Raw genomic sequence first — 19,129 nt, forward strand, 5'->3', positions numbered from 1 at the left:
CGCCCGTTGCCACGATCAGCACTTGGACTCCGTAACTTCATGTCTTGGTTTGAATCGCTCATCCTCGGACTCGTCCAGGGGCTGACCGAGTTCCTCCCCGTGTCCTCCAGCGCGCATCTGCGCCTGACCGCGGCGTTCTCGGGCTGGGAGGACCCCGGTGCGGCCTTCACGGCGATCACCCAGATCGGCACGGAGACCGCGGTACTGATCTATTTCCGCAAGGACATCGGGCGGATCATCTCGGCATGGGCGCGATCGCTGACCAACAAGGAGATGCGACAGGATCACGACGCGCAGATGGGCTGGCTGGTGATCGTCGGCTCGATCCCGATCGGTGTGCTCGGCCTCACGCTCAAGGACCAGATCGAGGGCCCCTTCCGCGACCTGCGCATCACGGCGACGATGCTGATCGTGGTCGGCATCATCATCGGCGTCGCCGACCGGCTGGCCGCGCGCGACGAGTCGGGGGGCCGGCACCGCGCCGCCAAGCAGCGCAAGGGCCTCGAGGACCTGAACGTCAAGGACGGCCTGATCTTCGGCCTGTGCCAGTCCGCGGCGCTCATCCCCGGAGTCTCCCGCTCCGGCGCCACCATCAGCGGCGGCCTCTTCATGGGGTACACACGCGAGTCCGCGGCCCGCTACTCCTTCCTCCTCGCGATCCCGGCGGTCCTCGCCTCCGGCCTCTTCGAGCTCAAGGACGCGTTGGAGAGCGACCACGTCTCCTGGGGCCCGACGATCTTCGCGACCGTGATCGCCTTCGCGACCGGCTACGCGGTCATCGCATGGTTCATGAAGTTCATCTCGACCAAGAGCTTCATGCCGTTCGTCTGGTACCGCATCGCGCTCGGCATAGTCATCATCGCCCTCGTGGCAACGGGCGCCCTCAGCCCGCACGCGGCGGAGTCGGCGGGCTGATCGAGTCCGGAGCCGTGGCCCTCACCCAACAGTTCGCCCGCGTGACCCCGGCGTACCTGGAGCGCTGCCGCACCTCGGCACGCGACTCACCGGGGGCGGCGCCCGGTTGGGAGCCGCCGTCCGACGATCTCCTCGACACGGACTGGGCAGTGTGGGGCCTCATTCGGTACTGCCGTACGCAGGGAACCGAAGCGGACCTGATCGCGCTGCTCGACAGGGCGGTCTCCGGGGACCCTGGCGGGGACATCGCCCGTGCCCTCGACGCCGTCGACATCGACGCCGTCCTCGCGGACCTGCCGGCCACCACCGAGGGCGCGGCCGCCGCTTGCGGGTTCGGGCGCGGATTCAACGGTGACGTGCGGGACTACCTGGTCGGACACTTCGCGGCGATGCGGGGGTGCTACGGCGGGGCAGCGCGACGCGGGCAGTGTGTCGTCGTTTGGACCGACTGAGCGTCCGGCCCGCTGACCGGCGAGTCAGTACGAGCACCCCACCGCGAAATCCGTGACCAATCACATACGTTGTGCGTAGCCGTCCGGTAGCGCACTGTCAGTCCTTGCCCCTAGGCTTGTCCGCATGTCCCCCCATTCCTTAGGCCCTGGTTCCGTGCGGTCTGCTGCCGAGGTGAACGAGGAGATACGCGCCCTGTGGCTGCGCGCGGGCGGCTCCCTGTCGGCACAGGAGCGCGCGGAGTACGAGCTGTTGGTGGTCGAATGGGCAGCCGCCATCCGCGGTGAGGTCATCGAGGCGGCGTGAGGCCCCCGGATCCTCCGGGACTGCCTGTCGCTGTCCCTGGCCGAGGACGTCGTCCTCGTCAAAGTGCGCTGCAGCAGGGCAAGGAGTTCCCGCCCCGCAGGCCAGCCCCACCGCCTTCGAACAGCTGCGACGATCACTGGTCACTCCGGGCTCGTAGATGAGCGAGGACCTCGTCCTCCACCGGATACGGCCGCTCCTGAGGCAACAGCTCGGCCGCACGCTCCAGTTCGCCCGCCCGCACGCGCGCGTGGATCTCCGTGGCAAGCGGTGTCACGTCCTGGATGCCGACGATCCACTCGTCCGCATACCGGGCGGCCGCCTCGCCGGTGAGCCCCAGTTGCAGGGATCGGTACGGCAAGGGATTGAGGTGCAGATCCCGCTCCGGATCCCACTGCACGCGCGCGGGTGCCGTCCTCAACTGCCGCTTCCAGGCGCCCTGGTCGCCGTGCAGGGCGGGGACGTGGTGCGAGAGGCACGCGTGGCGCAGTGCCCATGCGAAGCCCTCGCGGCTGATCTCGATGGCGAGGACGGTCTCCTGGCCCTCCTTCGTGGCCCAGCCGCAGCGGTACATCATCCACAGGAACGACGGCTTGACCCACGTCATGCGGTCGCGGCTCCAGGAGGCCGGAAAACGGCCGTCGCGGGCGGCGGCCCTGCCGATCTGGGGTCGGTAGGCCTGATAGACGGTCACCGTGGATTCGGTGTGGTGTGCGCGTATGCGGAACTTGGGCTCGGTCTGTTGGTTTTGGTCGTTCACGGGGACAGCCTCGCCCCCGGCCCCGCCGACATCCACCGAATATCGCCGCACGCCCTCTTGGCTCCGTCCACCTCATGCTCAACACTGAGCCGATGACGCAGCGTGTGGAGCTTGCGACCCTGAGGGACCGGCTCGCGGTCGACGAACTGATCACCGACTACGCGGTGGCCGTGGACGACGGCGACTGGACGGCGTACCGGAACCTCTTCGCCCCCGACGGGCGCGCGGACTACCGCTCGGCCGGTGGCATCGAGGGGGACGCCGGGCAGGTCGCCGCTTGGCTCGCGGACAGTATGCGGGTCTTCTCGATGCGGCAGCATCTCATCGTCAACCGCCGGGTGCGCTTCGGGGTCCTCGAGCAGGATGCCGGGGACACGGCCGGGGTCCAGGCCGACTACGTCAATCCGATGCGCTTCGCCGAGAACGGCGACGCCGTTGCCGCCCCCGATTTCGTGTGCGGCGGCCGGTACACCTTCGGGCTACTGCGGACGTACGACGGCTGGCGGCTGCGCGAGGTGGTCGTGCAGGAGAAGTGGCGCCGGATGCCCGGCCGGACCGCGCCGGCGGTGATCGACTGAGCGGAGGCCCACTGTCCGCTGTCAGTGCCTGCGAGCACACTGGAAGGACCCACAGGGCAGGGAGGCGCCGCATGAAGAGGATCGGCCACTGGCTCGCTTCGCCGTGGCGGCGCTCGGCCGCCGCCACGCTGGCCGGTGCGCTGCCCGTGCTCGCCTACCCGGAGCCGTCGCTGTGGTGGTTCGCGTACGTCGCCCTGGTCCCGTGGATCGCGCTGCTGCGCTCCGCGCCGACCGGAAAGCGGGCGCTTTACGACGGCTGGTGGGGCGGGTTCGGCTTCATGCTGGCGATGCACCACTGGCTGCTGCCGAACCTGCATGTGTTCACGTTCGTCATTGCCGCCCTGCTCGGCGCGCTGTGGGCCCCCTGGGGCGGGCTGGTGCGCCGCTTCCTCAGCGGGAATCCGTCCCCGCGACGGGTCGCCGCGTCCCTCGCCGTCCTGCCGTCGGGCTGGCTACTGATCGAGCTCGTCCGCTCCTGGCAGGGGCTCGGCGGGCCGTGGGGCGTGCTGGGCTCCAGTCAGTGGCAGGTGGAGCCCGCGCTGCGGCTGGCCTCGGTGGGCGGGGTGTGGCTGATCAGCTTCCTGGTGGTGGCCGTCAATGTCGCGGTCGCCGTGCTGGTGGTGCTGCGCAGGTGCCGGCTGCCGGCGGTGGCCGGGCTCCTCGCCACGGCCGTCGCCACCTCGGCCGCCTGGGTGTGGTCCCCACGCCCCGACGTCTCGGACCGGGTCCGGATCGCCGTCGTGCAGCCGGGCGTCATCCAGGGGGCGGGCAAGGCCGAACGGCGTTTCGACCGGGAGGAGCAGCTCACCCGCGAGCTGGCCGGCCAGGACGTCGACCTGGTCGTCTGGGGCGAGAGCAGCGTCGGCTACGACCTCGACGACCGGCCCGACTTCGCCCGGCGGCTCGCGGCACTGTCGCGCGAGACGGGGGCGAACATCCTGGTCAACGTGGACGCGCGGCGCTCCGACAAGCCCGGCATCTACAAGAGCTCGATCCTCGTGGGCCCGGACGGCCGTACCGGCGCCCGCTACGACAAGATGCGGCTGGTCCCCTTCGGGGAGTACATACCGCTCCGCTCGCTGCTCGGCTGGGCCACCTCCGTGGGCGAGGCGGCGGCCGAGGACCGCAGGCGTGGCACGGAGCAGGTCGTGATGGACGCCGGGCACGGGCTGCGGATCGGTCCGATGGTGTGCTTCGAGTCCGCGTTCGCCGACATGAGCCGCAATCTCGCCGAGGACGGCGCCGAAGTGCTGATCGCCCAGTCGGCGACCTCGACCTTCCAGCAGAGCTGGGCGCCCGAGCAGCACGCCTCGCTCGCCGCGCTGCGTGCCGCCGAGACCGGCCGGCCGATGGTGCACGCGACGCTGACCGGCGTCTCCGCCGTGTACGGCCCGAGCGGACAGCGCATAGGTTCCTGGCTGGGTACGGACAAGAGCACCAGCGCGGTCTACGCCGTGCCGCTGGCCGGTGGCACCACACCGTACGTCCGCTTCGGTGACTGGCCGGTCCAGGCGGCGCTGCTGGTCATCGTTGCCTGGGGTGCGAGCGAGGGCGTACGAACCCTGCGGCCGCGGCTCAGGCGCCCCGCTCCTGAACCGCACGTACAACCCGCTCGCACAGCTCATGGGTCGCCAGCGCGTCCCGGGCGCTGAGCACCTTGCCCGCGCGCACGGCATCGAGGAAGGCCAGCACCGCCTGCTCGATGCCGCGCTGCCGGGCCACCGGCACCCAGTCGCCGCGCCGCCGCACGGTCGGCTGACCCTTGTGGTCGATCACCTCGGCGAGATTGAGCACCTGACGCTTGGTGTCCTGCCCGGACACCTCCAGGACCTCCTCGGCCGAGCCGCTGAGCCGGTTCATCACTCCCAGCGCGGTGAAGCCGTCCCCGGCGAGCTGCAGCACGACGTGGTGCAGCAGCCCGCCCTCGACGCGGGCGCGCACGGTCACGTCGTCGACCGGGCCCGGCGCCAGGAAGCGCAGGGTGTCCACGACGTGGATGAAGTCGTCCAGGATCATCGAGCGCGGCTCTTCCGGCAGCCCGATCCTGTTCTTCTGCATCAGGATCAGCTCGCGCGGATGGTCGGCGCACTGCGCGTAGCCGGGGGCGTAACGCCGGTTGAAGCCGACGGCGAGACTCACGTTGCGCCGCTCGGCGAGCGCCACCAGCCGCTCGGAGTCGGCGAGTTCATAGGCGAGCGGCTTGTCGACGTACGTGGGCACGCCCGCCTCCAACAGCCGCGTCACGATCTCCGGGTGCACGACGGTGGGCGCGTGCACGAAGGCGGCGTCGAGACCCTGGGCGAGCAGCGATTCGAGGTCCGTGTGCCGCTGCTCCGACGGCAGATGGAGGCCGTCGGCGACCCGGGCGAGCGTCGCGGGCGTACGGGTCTGCAGATGCAGTTCTACCCCGGGCTGGACGCCGAGCACCGGCAGATAGGCCTTCTGCGCGATGTCACCGAGTCCGATGCAGCCGACCTTCACGGGGTGTTCTCCTCTGGTGGTTGCCTGCCGGGTCTTCTCGGCAGCATACGGCGCCTGCGGCGGCCGCCGGCCGGCGATGGCCTCGAGGCGAGGTGCCGCCCCGAGCTGCGCGCCTGCTTCGCCGCGACGGACGCCCGCGTCCGCGACCAGCTCACCGCCCTGGTGACTGATGAGCACCCGGCAGCGAGGCGCTCCGGCAGCGTAAAACTGATGGTGAGTTCAGGGGAGTTGGGCGAGGATTCGGGCATGACCATCGAACGTAATGAGCCCGCCACCACTGCCGACGAGCGCACCATGCTGGAGGGCTGGCTGGACTATCACCGGCAGACCCTCGCGTGGAAGTGCGAAGGCCTGACCGACGCCCAGCTCAAAACCGCCTCCGTGGAGCCGTCCGAGCTGACCCTGCTGGGGCTGGTGCGGCACATGGCGGAGGTGGAGCGATTCTGGTTCCACGAGATCCTCCTGGACGAAGACCTCGGGTTGCTCTACTGCAGCGAAGAGGACCGGGACGGCGACTTCCACTTCACCGAGGCCGACACCTGGGCCGAGGCGCACACCACCTGGCAGGCCGAGATCGACAACGCGCGTCGCAACGCGGCCGCATTCGGCCTGGACGACGTCTCCAAGGGCCGGAGCCGGCGGGGGGAACAGTTCAATCTGCGCTGGATCATCACCCACATGATCGAGGAGTACGCCCGCCACAACGGCCACGCCGACCTGGTCCGCGAGCGCCTCGACGGCGCCACCGGCGACTGACGTCAGCCGCGACGGCCCCGCACCGCCCGTACGGGGACAGAGATCACCCGTGCGGAGCAACCTCTGCTTGTCCGCTGTCCCAACAGCCGCCGCACCCAGCAGAGTTGCACGGGTGCATCGAACGACGACCACCGCAACGCTCCTGGTCACCGTGGCCGTCTCGGCCCTCTCGGGCTGCGTGACGGTCCCGCGCTCACCGTCGCCCGTCCCGCCCACGGCACCGTCCCAGCCGCCGGCGCCCCGGCCGGGCGATCAGGCGGACCCGCGGATCGTGGAGGCACCGGCCCGTGAGGCCCTGGCGCTGACCGGCTCGTCCCCGAGCCCGGCCTCCACGAAGTCCGCCGCACACTCCGCGCCCCCCACCGCCCCACCAGCGGCGCACACACCGGTGGCCCCTCGCTCACACCCCCACGCCCATCCCCACCCCCGGCCCGAGCACCGGGAACCCCACCGCCCCGCCGTCGACGCCCCGAAGCGGCCGCGCATCGAGGTCCCCGACGTGTCGGAGTCGATCCGCAAGGAGGTCCCGCGAGGGAACTCGGACCTCTGCGGGCTGGGCAAGAAGTACGGCGGCTGGAGGGCGGACAGCCCGGAGTCGAGGATCTGCGAGCAGACGTACGGCCGTTGAGGGGCGGGCCGACGCCGGCCGGCCGCCTGCCTAGCCGAAGCGCCGCCCCGCAGGGGCCAGGGGGGACATCCCTCTCAGCCCCTACGGTCCCACTCAGCGTTTACGGCCCTCCCAACCACTACGGCCCCTCCCCCAGCCACGCCTCCAGCCGCCGAAGCTCCGCCCGCACCCCGTCCCCGTAGCTGTCGTCCCGCAACTCCCCCGCGGCTCCCCGCGCCCGACGCAGATGCACGCGGGCGGCCTCCGCGCGGTCGAGCTTCACATAGTCGGCGGCCAGATTCAGATGCAGCGAGGGATACAGAGCCCGCACGGCAAGCGCGCCGCCGGCACCCTCGGCCTCCGTCAACGCCCGCAGATCCCAGGCCAGTTCGTCCGAGGGGTCGTCCTGTGTGTCCGCCAGGTAGTGCGCCAGCGTGCAGCGGTGCAGCGGGTCGCCGTCCTCGCCCAGCTCCGTCCACAGGTCCAGCAACCGGCGCCGGGCCTCCTCGCGGTCCCCGGCGTGATGCAGAATGACGACCTGCCCGATCCGCGTCAGCACCGCGTCCGGTGCCGCCTGCTCCTGTTGCTCCGCCACCGCGTCCTCCGGGCCCTCGTCGGCTGGTCCCTCCCGACGCTAACGGCACGCACCGGCAATCCCGGTCAGGCGGCTCCGTACGGGGCCGGGCCGGTCCGGCGAAGGACCGACCCGGTGGGGTGGGTCAGCCCAGGTCAGGGATCCGCCAGTCGATCGGCTCGTGCCCCTGGCGGGCCACCGCCTCGTTGATCTGCGTGAACGGGTGGGACCCGAAGAACTTCTTCGCCGACAGCGGCGAGGGGTGCGCTCCCTTGACCACGACATGCCGCGTCTCGTCGATGAGCGGAAGCTTCTTCTGCGCGTAGTTGCCCCACAGCACGAACACCGCCGGGTCGGGCCGGTGGGCCACGGCACGGATCACCGCGTCGGTGAACTTCTCCCAGCCCTTGCCCTTGTGCGAGTTCGCCTCACCGCCGCGGACCGTGAGCACGGCGTTGAGCAGCAGGACGCCCTGCTGGGCCCAGGGCATCAGATAGCCGTTGTCGGGGACGGGGAGGCCGAGCTCCTCCTTCATCTCCTTGTAGATGTTGCGCAGCGACGGCGGCGTCTTCACCCCGGGGCGGACCGAGAAGCACAGGCCGTGTCCCTGGCCCTCGCCGTGATACGGGTCCTGACCGAGGATCAGGACCTTCACCTGGTCGTACGGCGTCGCGTCCAGCGCGGCGAAGACCTCCTCGCGCGGCGGGTGGACGGGACCTTTCGCCCGCTCCTCCTCGACGAACTCCGTCAGCTCCTTGAAGTAGGGCTGCTGCAGCTCGTCACCCAGAACCCCGCGCCAGGACTCGGGCAGCATGGCGATGTCGGTCACGTCAACTTCCTTACGATGTGCGGCGAACGGTGAGAGGTGACCGCCCCGCGGTCACTTCCAGGCCTCCGAACCTACAGGCGGCCACTGACAATCGCCCCGCCCACCGCACATCCCGCCGCTACCAGCTGGTCTTGCGGTACAGCTCCCCCACCATCATGATCGTCGACGGGTCGAGGGCCCGCTCGGCGCCCGAGATCTCCGCGCTCGCGGCCACGTACTGCCGGCCCTGCCACAGCGGCAGCAGTCGCGCGTCCTCGACGAGGATCCGCTGGGCCTCCTCGAAGTCCTTGACCACGTTGGCACGGTCGCTCTGGGCGCGGGAGTTGGGCAGCAGGGTCTCGGTGATCTTGGGCGTCACGTACGGCGTACCGAGCGCGTTCTGCTTGCCGACGAACGGCGCGATGAAGTTGTCCGCGTCCGGGAAGTCGGGGAACCAGCCGCGTCCGAACACGGGGTACTCGCCGTTCTGGTAGCCCGTGACGTACGACTTCCAGGGGCGGCTCTTGAGGGTCACCTCGAAGAGACCGGACGCCTCGAGCTGGCTCTTCAGCTCCTGGAACTCCGCCTTGGTGGCGGAGCCGTAGCGGTCGCTGGTGTACCAGAGCTCAAGCGGGACGGGGGTCGTGATGCCCGCCTCGGTGAGGATCTTGCCGGCCTTGGCCTTGCTGGGATCGCCGTAGTCGTCGAAAAAGCCCGTGGTGTGTCCGGTCAGGCCCTTGGGGACCATCGAGTACAGCGGCTCGACGGTGTCCTTGTAGACCTTGTGGGCGATCGCCGGACGGTCGACGACCTGGGCGATGGCCTTGCGGACGGCGGACTTGCCCGCCGTCGGGTCCTTGGGGTTGAAGACCAGGTAGTTGATCTCGGTGCCGGAGCCCTCGATCAGCTGGAGATGGTCGTCGTCGTCGGCCTGGATGTCGACGATGTCGTCGGCGGCGAGGCCACGGAAGGCGACGTCGAGCTCCTTGTCGCGCAGCGCGGAGACCATGGTGGGCGAGTCCTGGAAGTACCGGATGGTCACCGCATCGTTCTTGCGCTCGGAGTACCCGCGGTAGCCGTCGTACTTGACGAGCTCGGCCTGCTGGCCCTCTTCGTAGGAATCGAGGGTGTACGGCCCTGACCCGACGACGGTGTCGTCCTCGCGCAGCTTGTCGGCCGGGTAGTCCTCGGGGTCGACGATCGACATGGCGGGCGTGGCAAGCACGAACGGGAAGGTCGCGTCGGCCTTGTTGAGGTGGAAGACGACCTCTCGGTCGTTGAGCACCTGGACCCGTTCGAGGCTGCCCAGCAGACCGGCGGGGCCGCCGTTGACGTTGATCTTCCGGATACGGTCGATCGAGTGCTTGACCGCCTGCGCATCGAGGGTGTGCCCGTCGGAGAACTTCAGGCCGTCGCGCAGCTCGCACTTGTACTTCATGTTCGAGCTGTCGGTGAACTGGCAGCTCTCGGCAGCGTCGGGCTCGGGCGCGCTCGAGCCCGAGGGGTAGCTGAGCAGCGTCTGGTAGATGTTGCGGAACAGTTCCCAGGAGCTGTCCCAGGACGCGGCGGGATCAAGGGTGCTGGGGGCGGCGGTCGTCCCCACGACGATCGCCCCTTCCTCTTCCGTCGAATCGGACGAGAGGACACCGCACCCTGCCACCAGGGACGATATGGACGCGATGGCCGCCACCTGCCGCAGGCGTCGGATCCGGTTGAACACGCGCACGCTCCTCGATCTGCCATGCCAAGGGTCGGCAAAACATACCGCAGTGTTCCGGCCGGTGGACCTCCAGTCTCAGGAGCACTTGCTCACCTCTGCGGTGACTACGTTGTCAAGGGCTGTTGATCTCCCCATACGTCGACACGGGCGCCGCTGGTGTCCAGCGGCGCCCGTGTCGGTGCCGATGCCGGTGTCGCGTCCCGTGCGTCAGCCGACGCCGGCGTTGAGGAAGATGCCGCCGTCGACGACGAGCGTCTGCCCGGTGACCCAGTCGGACTGGTCCGAGGTGAGGAACGCGGCGGCGCCGCCGATGTCGGAGGGCACGCCGAGCCGGCCCAGCGGGTAGGCAGCGGCGGCCTCGGCCTCGCGGCCCTCGTACAGGGCCTGGGCGAACTTGGTCTTCACCACGGCCGGGGCGATCGCGTTGACCCGCACCTTGGGCGCGAACTCGTGCGCCATCTGCTGGGTGAGGTTGATCATCGCGGCCTTGCTGACGCCGTAGGCGGCGATGAACGGCGAGGGCGCGATGCCGGCGACGGAGGCGATGTTGACGATCGCGCCGCCGTTGTCCTTCTGCCAGGCGTGCCAGGTCTTCTGGGCGAAGCCGAGTGCCGAGATCACGTTGGTCTCGAAGACCTTGCGCGCGACGCCCAGGTCGAGGTCGGCGAGCGGACCGAACACGGGGTTCGTGCCGGCGTTGTTGACCAGGTAGTCGACCCGGCCGAAGGCCTCCATGGCGCGCTCGACGGCGGCGGCCTGGTGGGCCTCGTCGTGCGCCTTGCCGGCGACGTAGATCGCGCGCTCGGCGCCGAGCTGCTCGACGGCCTCCTTGAGGGCGTCCTCGCCCCGGCCGGTGATGACGACGCGGTCACCGCGGGCGACGAGCGCCTCGGCGACGCCGTAGCCGATGCCGCGGCTGGCGCCCGTGATCAGGGCGACCTTGCCGGAGAGTTCAGGCAGTGCAGTCATGTCCGTGTGTCCCCAGTTCCCTAGTCGAGCGGTCCGCCGGCGACGTACAGCACCTGGCCGGAGACGAAGCCGGCCGCCTCGCCGGTGAAGAAGGCGATCGCGTTGGCGATGTCGTCCGGCTCGCCGACCCGCGCGACGGGGATCTGGGTGGCGGCGGCGGCCTTGAAGTCCTCGAAGCCCATGCCGACGCGGTCGGCGGTGGTCTTGGTCATCTCGGTGGCGATGAAGCCGGGGGCGACGGCGTTGGCGGTGACGCCGAACTTGCCGAGCTCCTTGGCGAGGGTCTTGGTGAAGCCCTGGAGGCCGGCCTTGGCGGCCGAGTAGTTGACCTGGCCGCGGTTGCCGAGCGCGGAGGACGAGGAGAGGTTGACGATACGGCCGAAGCCCGAGTCCACCATGTGCTTCTGACAGGCCTTGGACATCAGGAAGGCGCCGCGCAGGTGGACGTTCATCACGGTGTCCCAGTCGGCGACGCTCATCTTGAACAGCAGGTTGTCGCGCAGCACGCCCGCGTTGTTGACCAGGATCGTCGGGGCGCCGAGCTCCTCGGCGATCCGCGCGACGGCCGCCTCGACCTGCGCCTCGTCGGAGACGTCGCAGCCGACCGCGATGGCCTTGCCGCCGGCCGCGGTGATCTTCTCCACGGTGTCCTTGCAGGCGGACTCGTCGAGGTCGATCACGGCGACCGCGCGGCCTTCGGCGGCCAGTCGTACGGCGGTGGCGGCGCCGATGCCGCGCGCTCCGCCGGTGACTACGGCGACCCGCTGCTCAGTGGTGGACATGGATGACTCTCCTCGGGTGAGCGACCGCTTAGTACCTTCGATGGACGTGACGCTAGAAGTCCTGGCACGCGGTGTCAACGGCCACCGCGCGCATGTGATCCATTACCTGATCCGTAACCCGATCTGTAACCCGATCCGTCACTTCACCAACAGATCGAGCAGCCGCTCCGCCTCCGCCGCCGGATCCGATGTCAGCCCGGTGTGCACGGGCCCCGGCTGGACTACCGTCGAGCGGGGCGCGATCAGCCAGCGAAAGCGCCGCCCGGCGTCGTCGGCCCCGGCCTGTCCCGCCGCGTCGCCGCCCGCGCAGACGCCCTCGACGGCACGGAGTGCGGCCCGTACGCCGGCGACGTCGGCAGCGGGGTCGAGTGCCTGCAGTCTGCTCTCGTCCAGGTGGGTCCGGGCGGCGACGAAGGACCGGGCGCGGCAGTACACGAGCACGCCCGCGTTGAGGCACTCTCCGCGCTCGATGCGCGGGACGACCCGCAGCAGCGCGTACTCGAAGACGTCCTGCGTGCGGGAACGGGTCCCCAGGGTGCGCTCGCTCACTTGATCCCCTCGATGCGTTCGTGGATGACGGCGGCCCGTGCGAGCAGTGGCTGCGCGTACGCCTTCCTCAGTGCGTCCGCCGACTCGAACCCCGGCTCGTCCTCAAGCCACACGCCGGGGATCTCGGCGGTCACCTCGGCGAGCAGTTCCTCGGTGACCAGCGGCGCCAACTCGGCCGCGGCTGCCCGCACATCCGGCGCGAAGGAGGCGAGGGCATGGCCGACGGCATCGTACGGGCGGGCCGCCGAGGCCTGTGCCCCGGGCCAGTTGTGCTGCCAGATCATGGTCGCGCCGTGGTCGATGAGCCACAACTCGCCCTGCCACATCAGCAGGTTGGGGTTGCGCCAGGAGCGGTCGACGTTGTTCACCAGGGCGTCGAACCAGACGATCCGGCCGGCGTCTTCGGGGCTCACCTCGAAGGCGAGGGGGTCGAAGCCGAGCGCACCGGAGAGGAAGTCCATGCCGAGGTTGGTGCCGCCGCTGGACTTGAGCAGCCCCTGCACCTCCTGGTCGGGTTCGCCGAGCCCCAGAACCGGGTCGAGCTCCACGGTCACCAGGCGGGGCACCCTGAGGCCCAGCCTGCGGGCGAGTTCACCGCAAACGACCTCGGCGACCAGCGTCTTGCGGCCCTGTCCGGCGCCGGTGAACTTCAGGACGTACGTCCCGAAGTCGTCGGCCTCGACGAGCCCCGGCAGTGAACCGCCCTCACGCAGGGGCGTGATGTAGCGGGTCACGGTGACCTCTTGCAACATTTTCCCAGGCCACCCGTTTCTTCAACCTTGCAATCCGCGGCCGCCTTTGGCGGAGTGGAGCTGCGAGAATCACCCGTCAACGAGCCTGGGGAGAATCTGGTGAGTTTCGGCTGGCATGCCGATCTCCCCGCTCCCCAAGCAGTCCGACGATGGCGGTGCGCCCCTTGCTTCCGGCCTCCGGCATGAAGTGAGCATAGTAACCGAGGGTGATCGCGGGCGAGGAGTGCGCGAGCCACCGCGCCAAGGCCACGACAGCCCCTCCGGCCGCCACCCACTGCCAGGGTTTCGCTCCCTCGGGTGTAGGTGTTCCACGTGTTCACCGCGACGAGTTGCCGAGTCGTGTGGTGAGCAGCGGGGAGAACTTCCTCCCCTGCCGCTCCGGCTTCCCCCACGCAAGCTCCACCTCCACCGGTGGGAACGCTTCGACGTGGCGCTTCAGCTCATCGGCCACCGAAGAGGGCATGTCGACGGTACGCGTCTTCGAACTCCTCGTCCTCGTCACGGCGGGTCATGCGCGACCCGAAGATTCTCGTATTCCGTACCGGCTGCTCCTACCGCAGGCGCTTGGAGAGCATCCTGCAGGCGCGGGGCGCCATCGGCGTTCGCTGCATGGAGTTCGGAACGCTGGACGGCATTCTCGGCTGCGTCGGCGCCGACATGGGCCTCACCCTGCTGCCCGCCGCTGTTGTCGAGCGGCACGCCTCAGACCGTTTTCGTCCAGCGCATCGACACACCGCCGTCGCCGGCCCTGACCCGGTTCCTCACGCATGCGCGAGCCATGGAGCAGATCAAGGTGTCCCGAGCAACGTCGCGACGGCTGCGCGAGCATGACGGGCTGGGGCCGGGTCGCATCCTCGGTGATCGCGGGGCCGGCATGGAACACCCGCGATCCCCTTCCTCACCAACCGGGCCATCCCCGTCCCCACGCCCCACACCCGGCTGTGGCGCCTGCTGTCGGCGGTGGCCGCGGCGCTGTGACGAGTGTGCTGTGCCGTGGGTCAGGTCGTCGATGCCGGACCGGGCGGAAGGTGGACCGTCATGATCAGGTGGCAGGTCTCGGTGCCGACGCCGCGGTAGGTGTGCGCGGTGTCGCCGTCGAACGTGGCGGTCTGGCCGGCTTCGACGGTGTGCTCGCTGCCGTCGACGACCAGGGTCATCCGGCCGGAGGTGACGCTGACGGTCTCCACGACACCGGCCTGGTGGGGGTGGCTGGGGTATTCCTCGCCCGGTTCCAGTCGCCAGCGCCAGACCTCGACCGGAGCCGGCCCCGAGGTCGTCAGCATGAGCCGGGCCTCGCCACCCCGCTCGCCCGTCCACAGGGGTGCCACGGTGTCGGCGGCCACGACCCGTACACGGCCTTCGGGCGATCCCTGCATCAGGGCGGACACAGAGATGCCCAGAGTGTCGGCAAGCCGGACCAGCGTGGCCAGGTTGGGGTTGCCCTGGGCTTTCTCCAGTCCCACGAGGGCGCCCTTGCTGACCTGGGCGCGGCGGCTGAGTTCGTCCAAGGACAGGCCCGCGCGCATGCGTGCCGCCCGGACGTTGTGCGCGACCGTTCGCAGGGCTGCGGCTGTCTCCGCCACCTGGTCACCTTCCTTGCGGCTGGACATTCCAATGCACCGTACGGTCGATCGGTTGTGGCATTCGGTCGATTCGCTGTACGGTGTGGTCGTTCCACTGAATGTTAAGGGATTGTGCTGTGCTCGCTCTGCTGCTGGCTCTGGGCAGCTCACTCGCGTACGGATGCGCCGACTTCCTCGGCGGTCTCGGCGCCCGGAAAGCTCATGTGCTGCGTACGGTGATGATCGCCGCCCCGGCCAGTCTCGCGGTCGAGCTGCTGCTGTGGCCGCTGCTCGGCGCCTCCTTCAGCCCCGGAGCCCTGGGCTGGGGTGCCGCCTCGGGCGTCGCCTCGGCCGCCGCGTTCGCCTTGCTCTACCGCACTCTGGCGATCGGCCCGATGAACGTGCTGTCACCCGTGACCGCGCTGGTCTCCGCAGCGCTGCCCGTTGGCGTCGGCCTGCTGCAGGGCGAGCACCTGGCAGCCACCGGGCTGGTGGGTCTGCCGCTCGCGCTGGTCGCGGTGGTGCTGGTCAGCGCCGGACACGGCACGGGCTCGACGCGCCCCTCCCGTACGGCTCTGCTGCTGGCCTTCGGCGCGGGCGCCGCCATCGCCCTGCAGCTGGTCTTCCTGCACCAGGCACCGTCCGACAGCGGTGTGGCCCCGCTGATCGTGGGCCGGGCCGTCTCCTCCGCCGTCACCCTGGCCGCGGCCGGGCTGATGCACCGCAGGCTGGGCCCCGAGCGGCCCGCCTACGCGCTGTCGGCGACCGCCGGTGTGCTGGACTCCATCGCGAACCTGCTCTTCCTGCTCGCCGCCCGCAGCGGGGACCTCACCGTCGTCGCCGTCATCACCGCCCTCTACCCGGCCGGCACCGTCCTGCTCGCCCGCGGCGTGCTCGCCGAACGCATACACCGCGCCCAGCTCGCCGGCCTCGGCACTGCCGCCGTCGCCGTCAGCCTCCTCGCCCTGACCTGAGCAGGCCCTCACAACCATGGAGATGAGCATGCTGGTCCACCCCTGGGACGCCGGTCTGGACGAAGCCGAGTGGCAGACCTGGATCGCCGACGGCCACGACTTCGGGCAGCTCAGCGTCAACGGCCTGCCGGGCCACCCGCCCATGGTCGTCCCCACCCACTTCACCTGTGACGGAACCCGTCTCCTGGTCCATCTCGCCAAGCCCAACCCGGCCTGGAAGGCGATCGAGCAGGACCCGAACGTCGTCTTCACCGTCATCGGCGACTACGCGTTCATCCCCGGCCCCTGGCGCGCCAAGCCCGGCATCCCACCCGCCGACGGCGTCCCCACCAGCTACTACGCTGCCGTCCAGTTCACCTGCCGCGCCGAGATCGTCGACGATCCCGAGGCCAAGGCCGAGCTGCTGCGCCGCCAGCTCGCGCACTTCCAGCCCGACGGCGACCACGCCCCCGTAGCGGTCGACAAGCCGCCGTACGGCCGGATGCTCTCGGGCATCCGCGGGCTGCGCCTCGAAGTCACCGACGTACGGGCCAAGTTCAAGTACGACGACCACAAGCCCCTCGAACACCGCAGCACTGTCGCCGAACGCCTCACCGAGCGGGGCCGAGGCCTGGACGTGCCCACCGCACGCCAGCAGCTACGCCGCCTCGACCGCATCGGTCCCTGGAAGTCCTGACCGCCCCCGCCCTCGCCCCCAGGAAACGGAAACTCCGCCCATGCCCGCCTTCCGCATCGCCCCCGCCGTCGCCGAAGCCTTCCCCGACACCCTGATCGCCCTGGTCACCGCCACCGGCCTGCGCGGCCGTGAGTCCTGGCCGCACACCGCCGCCGCCGTGGAGGAACTGGAGCAACAGCTCGCCCACGGCACCTGGCACCCCGCCGACGAGGCCGACCCCCGCATCGAGGCCTGGCACACCGCCTACCGCTCCTTCGGCACCAACCCCCGCCGTATCCGCCCCAGCGTCGACGCGCTCGGCCGCCGCCTCGCGAAGAAGGGGAGCCTGCCGCGTATCAACCCGGCCGTCGACTCCTACAACGCCGTCTCCGTCCGGCACGGCCTGCCCGCCGGCGCCTTCGACCTCGACCACGTCACCGGCGACGTCGACATCCGCCACGCGGACGGCACCGAGTCCTTCACCCCGCTCGGCGAACCCGACACCATCGAGCACCCCAAGCCCGGCGAGATCATCTACGCGGACACGAACGGGGTCCTGACCCGCCATTGGAACCACCGCGACGCCCACCGCACCCGCGTCACCGAGGACTCCACCCACGTCGCCTTCATCCTCGAAACCCTCCACGCCGACCGCGACGGCGATCTCCTCAAGGTCGCAGCGAACGAACTTCAGGACCTCCTCGCCCCGCACGCCGATCAGACCGCTGTGTCCTACCTCGGCCCGGCACAACCCCAGGCCACCGACTGAGATCTCAGGGGTCTCGAACTTGGTGCAGGGCCGTCCTCCGGCGGCAGCCGGGATGCTCAGTCTCGCCATCCTGGAGGGCGGCGAGGACGCAGTCGTACTGGGCAGCGGCGTCGCGGCTTTGCAGGAGCCGGTGGCCCTGCCTGGTCCCTGCCGACCAGCTCTTCCACGGCTACCGGCCCCGCAGCCGGGACTGACGGAAGCCGAACGCTCAGCTGGCCAACTACGACGCTCACTGGCCACTGGAACGCTCAGTCACCACACATGTGACTGAGTATTGATCTGGCCTGTGAGCAGTCGAGTTGGCCCGCATGAGCGTCGTAGGCGGGCCCGCAGGGGGTGCTTCTGTTCTCTCGTGCGAAGCCCCCCCGCTGTCAACTGAGAGCCCGGGGTCCCTCTATGGGCTGGCGCTGGCCACGCCGCTTTCGTCGACGGTGAACTGTCCGTTCGCGGCGCCGTTGAAGGTCCCGCTGCTGATCCACTCGATCAGCGCCGCCTTGACCGTGGCATGGGGGCCGGCCCACGGTTCGCCGGGGCGGCCGCCGTAGGGCGTTCCGGACTCCGGTGTGCAGCGCGGGCCGGAGCAGCCCTCCATCTGCATCTGGTGGCTTGCGCACTGGAGCTGCACGAGCACCTTGTTCGTCATCGACGCCGGGAGCGCGTTGAAGATGGCGGGCGCGTTGGCCGGCAGCGCGGTGGCGTCGTCGAGACCGTGGATGACCAGTGTGGGCGGGGTCAGTTGCCCCGCGACGGCGGTGTTCCAGCCGTAGCTGGAGAACGTCGGCGAGCGGTTGAGGCCGGTCGGGTTGCCGGGCTCGTCCCCGCCCCAGTTCCGCCCCTCGGTGTCCTGCTCCATGATCTGCTTCCAGAACTGATCCTGGCTGCCGGGGACGACCCGCCCGGTGCACTCGGCCTCGCGATCCGGCGGCAGCACCGGTGCCCTCGGGCGGCGGTCAAGCGTCAGCGGGAACGTGACGAAGCCCGTCGAGGGCTCCGTCTCCTCAGTCGGACCACCGAAGAGCGACGACATGAACACGGCCCGGTTGACCTTCGCGATGACGTCGGCGCTTCCGGGGAGGAGCGGGTTGGGGTTGGCTGCGTACAGCGTCCGCCCGACGCGCGGCCCGCCGAGCGAATAGCCGAGCAGGGTGACCTTGCCGTCCGTCGGCTGCGCGCGCGTGATGGCGTCGTCGATGACCTGGCGGATATCGCGTACCCAGACGTCGGTGCCCGCAAAGCGGTGATTGCTTGAGTGTGCGCGCCTCTCCCCGCCCAGCGGATTGGTGAAGAGCAGGGTCCCCTGCTGATCGAGGGTGAAGATCGGGTTGTGGGTGCGGTCGCACCCCTCGGGGTACGGACAGGTGCCGTCCGCGAGGTAGGGCCTCAGGCTCGCGTTGCCGGGATCGTTCAGGCCCTCGTCGAAGCGCGTCGAGTGGCCGTAGCCGAGCAAGCTCGGGGCGAAGGTGTCGATTCCCGCCCGCGCGAGGCCGTCCTGGATGCTGAGCGAGCCACCTTCCGGGGCGGGGTGGCGCAGGTCGAAGCTTGGCGAGGCGGTGACGCTGCGGCCGTGGATCAGCACTGCGGCCCTCTTGGGCACTCCTGGGCATTTGCCGTTCGCGTACACCGGCTGCACGCGATGCACCTGGATCCTCGCCGGGCGCCCGTCGAACTGAGGGTCCGGCATGAGCCCGGGCGGCACCCTGAACCTCAGCCAGTGATCGCGGGCGGCGACGCCGGTCGGCACCTCGTCGCATTGCTGGGCCGACGGCTGGGTGGCAGCGGCCATCGATGTCGTGCTGGAGCCGAAGGCACTCATGATCAGGCAGACGCCCAGCAGGAGCCACCTCGACCGGGTCCCCGACCGTCCGCCTATTCTCAGGAGGATCCCTCTGTGTCGCCGAGTCATGCGCGGTGCTGCCATGCCCAAACCTCCTGCCGCTGGACGCAGGTGAAGCCGACTCTCATTAGCGTGCCCACCAGGCACTTAGAGAGCGCCCCGCGCACGGGTGCACAGGTGGCACATCGGCGCGCGGGGGCGGCGCCAGCCGCTCATGTCCCTACGCGGTCACAGGACTTGGAGGCCGGAGGCGCCTGGCGCCACCACGCTCCCTGCGACCACACACGCTGACACGATCCCTCAATCACCAAGGAATACGCGACAGTTGGCT

22 protein-coding genes are annotated in these 19,129 nt (G+C 70.0%); 11 read left to right on the top strand and 11 right to left on the bottom strand.

Annotated features, from left to right (window positions below; translation table 11 throughout):
• Positions 1-39: 39 nt before the first annotated feature.
• From EHO50_RS15060 to EHO50_RS15070, 3 genes are all read left to right on the top strand, one after another.
• Complete coding sequence (locus EHO50_RS15060) at positions 40-915, top strand: undecaprenyl-diphosphate phosphatase (RefSeq protein ID WP_128430582.1); 876 nt, start codon at positions 40-42, stop codon at positions 913-915.
• Positions 916-929: 14 nt separating this feature from the next.
• Entirely contained in the window at positions 930-1,367 is a 438-nt protein-coding gene (locus EHO50_RS15065; RefSeq protein ID WP_128430583.1) for a DUF1877 domain-containing protein, read from the top strand.
• A 124-nt stretch (positions 1,368-1,491) separates the two neighbouring features.
• Entirely contained in the window at positions 1,492-1,671 is a 180-nt protein-coding gene (locus tag EHO50_RS15070; RefSeq protein WP_078504336.1) for a hypothetical protein, read from the top strand.
• Between the two features lie 133 nt (positions 1,672-1,804).
• Here EHO50_RS15070 and EHO50_RS15075 read toward each other — a convergent pair whose 3' ends face one another.
• A complete protein-coding gene (locus EHO50_RS15075; RefSeq protein WP_128430584.1) occupies positions 1,805-2,428 on the bottom strand; it encodes a DUF4291 domain-containing protein in 624 nt (207 codons plus the stop codon).
• Between the two features lie 92 nt (positions 2,429-2,520).
• Here EHO50_RS15075 and EHO50_RS15080 point away from each other — a divergent pair, with 92 nt between their 5' ends.
• Entirely contained in the window at positions 2,521-3,006 is a 486-nt protein-coding gene (locus EHO50_RS15080; RefSeq protein WP_128430585.1) for a nuclear transport factor 2 family protein, read from the top strand.
• A gap of 71 nt (positions 3,007-3,077) precedes the next feature.
• Positions 3,078-4,658, top strand: coding sequence for an apolipoprotein N-acyltransferase (lnt, locus tag EHO50_RS15085; RefSeq protein WP_128430586.1), 1,581 nt, complete (start codon positions 3,078-3,080; stop codon positions 4,656-4,658).
• On the opposite strand, the gene EHO50_RS15090 is transcribed toward lnt, so the two are convergent.
• Positions 4,582-5,487, bottom strand: coding sequence for a Gfo/Idh/MocA family protein (locus EHO50_RS15090; RefSeq protein ID WP_128430722.1), 906 nt, complete (start codon positions 5,485-5,487; stop codon positions 4,582-4,584). The two genes, lnt and EHO50_RS15090, sit on opposite strands and share 77 nt — an antisense overlap.
• A gap of 246 nt (positions 5,488-5,733) precedes the next feature.
• On the opposite strand from EHO50_RS15090, the gene EHO50_RS15095 reads away from it, so the two are divergent.
• A complete protein-coding gene (locus EHO50_RS15095; RefSeq protein ID WP_128430587.1) occupies positions 5,734-6,243 on the top strand; it encodes a DinB family protein in 510 nt (169 codons plus the stop codon).
• 112 nt (positions 6,244-6,355) lie between these two features.
• Positions 6,356-6,871 carry a hypothetical protein gene (locus tag EHO50_RS15100; protein ID WP_128430588.1) on the top strand — a complete coding sequence of 172 codons (516 nt, stop codon included), beginning with the start codon at positions 6,356-6,358 and terminating at the stop codon, positions 6,869-6,871.
• A 118-nt stretch (positions 6,872-6,989) separates the two neighbouring features.
• Here the strand turns inward: EHO50_RS15100 and EHO50_RS15105 are convergent, their stop codons facing one another.
• The 7 genes from EHO50_RS15105 to EHO50_RS15135 form a co-directional block, all read right to left on the bottom strand.
• Positions 6,990-7,445, bottom strand: coding sequence for a tetratricopeptide repeat protein (locus EHO50_RS15105; RefSeq protein WP_128430589.1), 456 nt, complete (start codon positions 7,443-7,445; stop codon positions 6,990-6,992).
• 124 nt (positions 7,446-7,569) lie between these two features.
• Complete coding sequence (locus tag EHO50_RS15110) at positions 7,570-8,253, bottom strand: uracil-DNA glycosylase (protein ID WP_128430590.1); 684 nt, start codon at positions 8,251-8,253, stop codon at positions 7,570-7,572.
• A gap of 118 nt (positions 8,254-8,371) precedes the next feature.
• On the bottom strand, positions 8,372-9,952 hold the full coding sequence (locus EHO50_RS15115) for an ABC transporter substrate-binding protein (protein WP_128430591.1): 1,581 nt from the start codon (positions 9,950-9,952) through the stop codon (positions 8,372-8,374).
• Between the two features lie 207 nt (positions 9,953-10,159).
• Positions 10,160-10,921 (bottom strand): SDR family oxidoreductase, encoded by a 762-nt coding sequence (locus EHO50_RS15120; RefSeq protein ID WP_128430592.1) that lies wholly within the window; start codon positions 10,919-10,921, stop codon positions 10,160-10,162.
• A 20-nt stretch (positions 10,922-10,941) separates the two neighbouring features.
• Positions 10,942-11,703 (bottom strand): 3-oxoacyl-ACP reductase FabG, encoded by a 762-nt coding sequence (gene fabG / locus EHO50_RS15125; protein ID WP_128430593.1) that lies wholly within the window; start codon positions 11,701-11,703, stop codon positions 10,942-10,944.
• Between the two features lie 138 nt (positions 11,704-11,841).
• A complete protein-coding gene (locus EHO50_RS15130; RefSeq protein ID WP_128430594.1) occupies positions 11,842-12,252 on the bottom strand; it encodes a DUF3037 domain-containing protein in 411 nt (136 codons plus the stop codon).
• Positions 12,249-13,004: a HipA family kinase gene (locus tag EHO50_RS15135; RefSeq protein WP_128430595.1), complete on the bottom strand. Its 756-nt coding sequence runs from the start codon at positions 13,002-13,004 to the stop codon at positions 12,249-12,251. The genes EHO50_RS15130 and EHO50_RS15135 overlap by 4 nt, the downstream gene beginning before the upstream one ends.
• Positions 13,005-13,514: 510 nt before the next feature.
• On the opposite strand from EHO50_RS15135, the gene EHO50_RS46025 reads away from it, so the two are divergent.
• The gene (locus tag EHO50_RS46025) at positions 13,515-13,835 is read left to right on the top strand and encodes a LysR substrate-binding domain-containing protein (RefSeq protein WP_425472179.1); all 321 of its coding nucleotides are present in this window, start codon (positions 13,515-13,517) and stop codon (positions 13,833-13,835) included.
• Between the two features lie 167 nt (positions 13,836-14,002).
• Here the strand turns inward: EHO50_RS46025 and EHO50_RS15150 are convergent, their stop codons facing one another.
• On the bottom strand, positions 14,003-14,587 hold the full coding sequence (locus EHO50_RS15150; protein ID WP_128430723.1) for a helix-turn-helix domain-containing protein: 585 nt from the start codon (positions 14,585-14,587) through the stop codon (positions 14,003-14,005).
• 116 nt (positions 14,588-14,703) lie between these two features.
• Here EHO50_RS15150 and EHO50_RS15155 point away from each other — a divergent pair, with 116 nt between their 5' ends.
• The 3 genes from EHO50_RS15155 to EHO50_RS15165 are packed head-to-tail and all read left to right on the top strand — an operon-like array spanning position 14,704 to position 16,964.
• Positions 14,704-15,540 (top strand): DMT family transporter, encoded by an 837-nt coding sequence (locus EHO50_RS15155; protein ID WP_128430597.1) that lies wholly within the window; start codon positions 14,704-14,706, stop codon positions 15,538-15,540.
• A 28-nt stretch (positions 15,541-15,568) separates the two neighbouring features.
• Positions 15,569-16,216, top strand: coding sequence for an FMN-binding negative transcriptional regulator (locus EHO50_RS15160; protein ID WP_128430598.1), 648 nt, complete (start codon positions 15,569-15,571; stop codon positions 16,214-16,216).
• A 40-nt stretch (positions 16,217-16,256) separates the two neighbouring features.
• The gene (locus EHO50_RS15165) at positions 16,257-16,964 is read left to right on the top strand and encodes a B3/B4 domain-containing protein (protein ID WP_128430599.1); all 708 of its coding nucleotides are present in this window, start codon (positions 16,257-16,259) and stop codon (positions 16,962-16,964) included.
• Positions 16,965-17,358: 394 nt separating this feature from the next.
• Here EHO50_RS15165 and EHO50_RS15170 read toward each other — a convergent pair whose 3' ends face one another.
• The gene (locus tag EHO50_RS15170; RefSeq protein ID WP_128430600.1) at positions 17,359-18,882 is read right to left on the bottom strand and encodes an alpha/beta hydrolase family protein; all 1,524 of its coding nucleotides are present in this window, start codon (positions 18,880-18,882) and stop codon (positions 17,359-17,361) included.
• Positions 18,883-19,129: the final 247 nt, after the last annotated feature.

The sequence above is a fragment of the Streptomyces cyaneus genome, from assembly GCF_004028635.1.
GTDB classification, from domain to species: Bacteria; Actinomycetota; Actinomycetes; order Streptomycetales; family Streptomycetaceae; genus Streptomyces; species Streptomyces cyaneus.

Bases quoted from the DNA above. Each gene is read 5' to 3' on its own strand.
- EHO50_RS15060 (WP_128430582.1), top strand. From the start codon at position 40: ATGTCTTGGTTTGAATCGCTCATCCTCGGACTCGTCCAGGGGCTGACC.
- EHO50_RS15070 (WP_078504336.1), top strand. From the start codon at position 1,492: ATGTCCCCCCATTCCTTAGGCCCTGGTTCCGTGCGGTCTGCTGCCGAG.
- EHO50_RS15080 (WP_128430585.1), top strand. From the start codon at position 2,521: ATGACGCAGCGTGTGGAGCTTGCGACCCTGAGGGACCGGCTCGCGGTC.
- lnt (WP_128430586.1), top strand. From the start codon at position 3,078: ATGAAGAGGATCGGCCACTGGCTCGCTTCGCCGTGGCGGCGCTCGGCC.
- EHO50_RS15095 (WP_128430587.1), top strand. From the start codon at position 5,734: ATGACCATCGAACGTAATGAGCCCGCCACCACTGCCGACGAGCGCACC.
- EHO50_RS15120 (WP_128430592.1), bottom strand. From the start codon at position 10,921: ATGACTGCACTGCCTGAACTCTCCGGCAAGGTCGCCCTGATCACGGGC.
- fabG (WP_128430593.1), bottom strand. From the start codon at position 11,703: ATGTCCACCACTGAGCAGCGGGTCGCCGTAGTCACCGGCGGAGCGCGC.
- EHO50_RS15135 (WP_128430595.1), bottom strand. From the start codon at position 13,004: ATGTTGCAAGAGGTCACCGTGACCCGCTACATCACGCCCCTGCGTGAG.
- EHO50_RS46025 (WP_425472179.1), top strand. From the start codon at position 13,515: ATGCGCGACCCGAAGATTCTCGTATTCCGTACCGGCTGCTCCTACCGC.
- EHO50_RS15160 (WP_128430598.1), top strand. From the start codon at position 15,569: ATGCTGGTCCACCCCTGGGACGCCGGTCTGGACGAAGCCGAGTGGCAG.
- EHO50_RS15165 (WP_128430599.1), top strand. From the start codon at position 16,257: ATGCCCGCCTTCCGCATCGCCCCCGCCGTCGCCGAAGCCTTCCCCGAC.
- EHO50_RS15170 (WP_128430600.1), bottom strand. From the start codon at position 18,882: ATGGCAGCACCGCGCATGACTCGGCGACACAGAGGGATCCTCCTGAGA.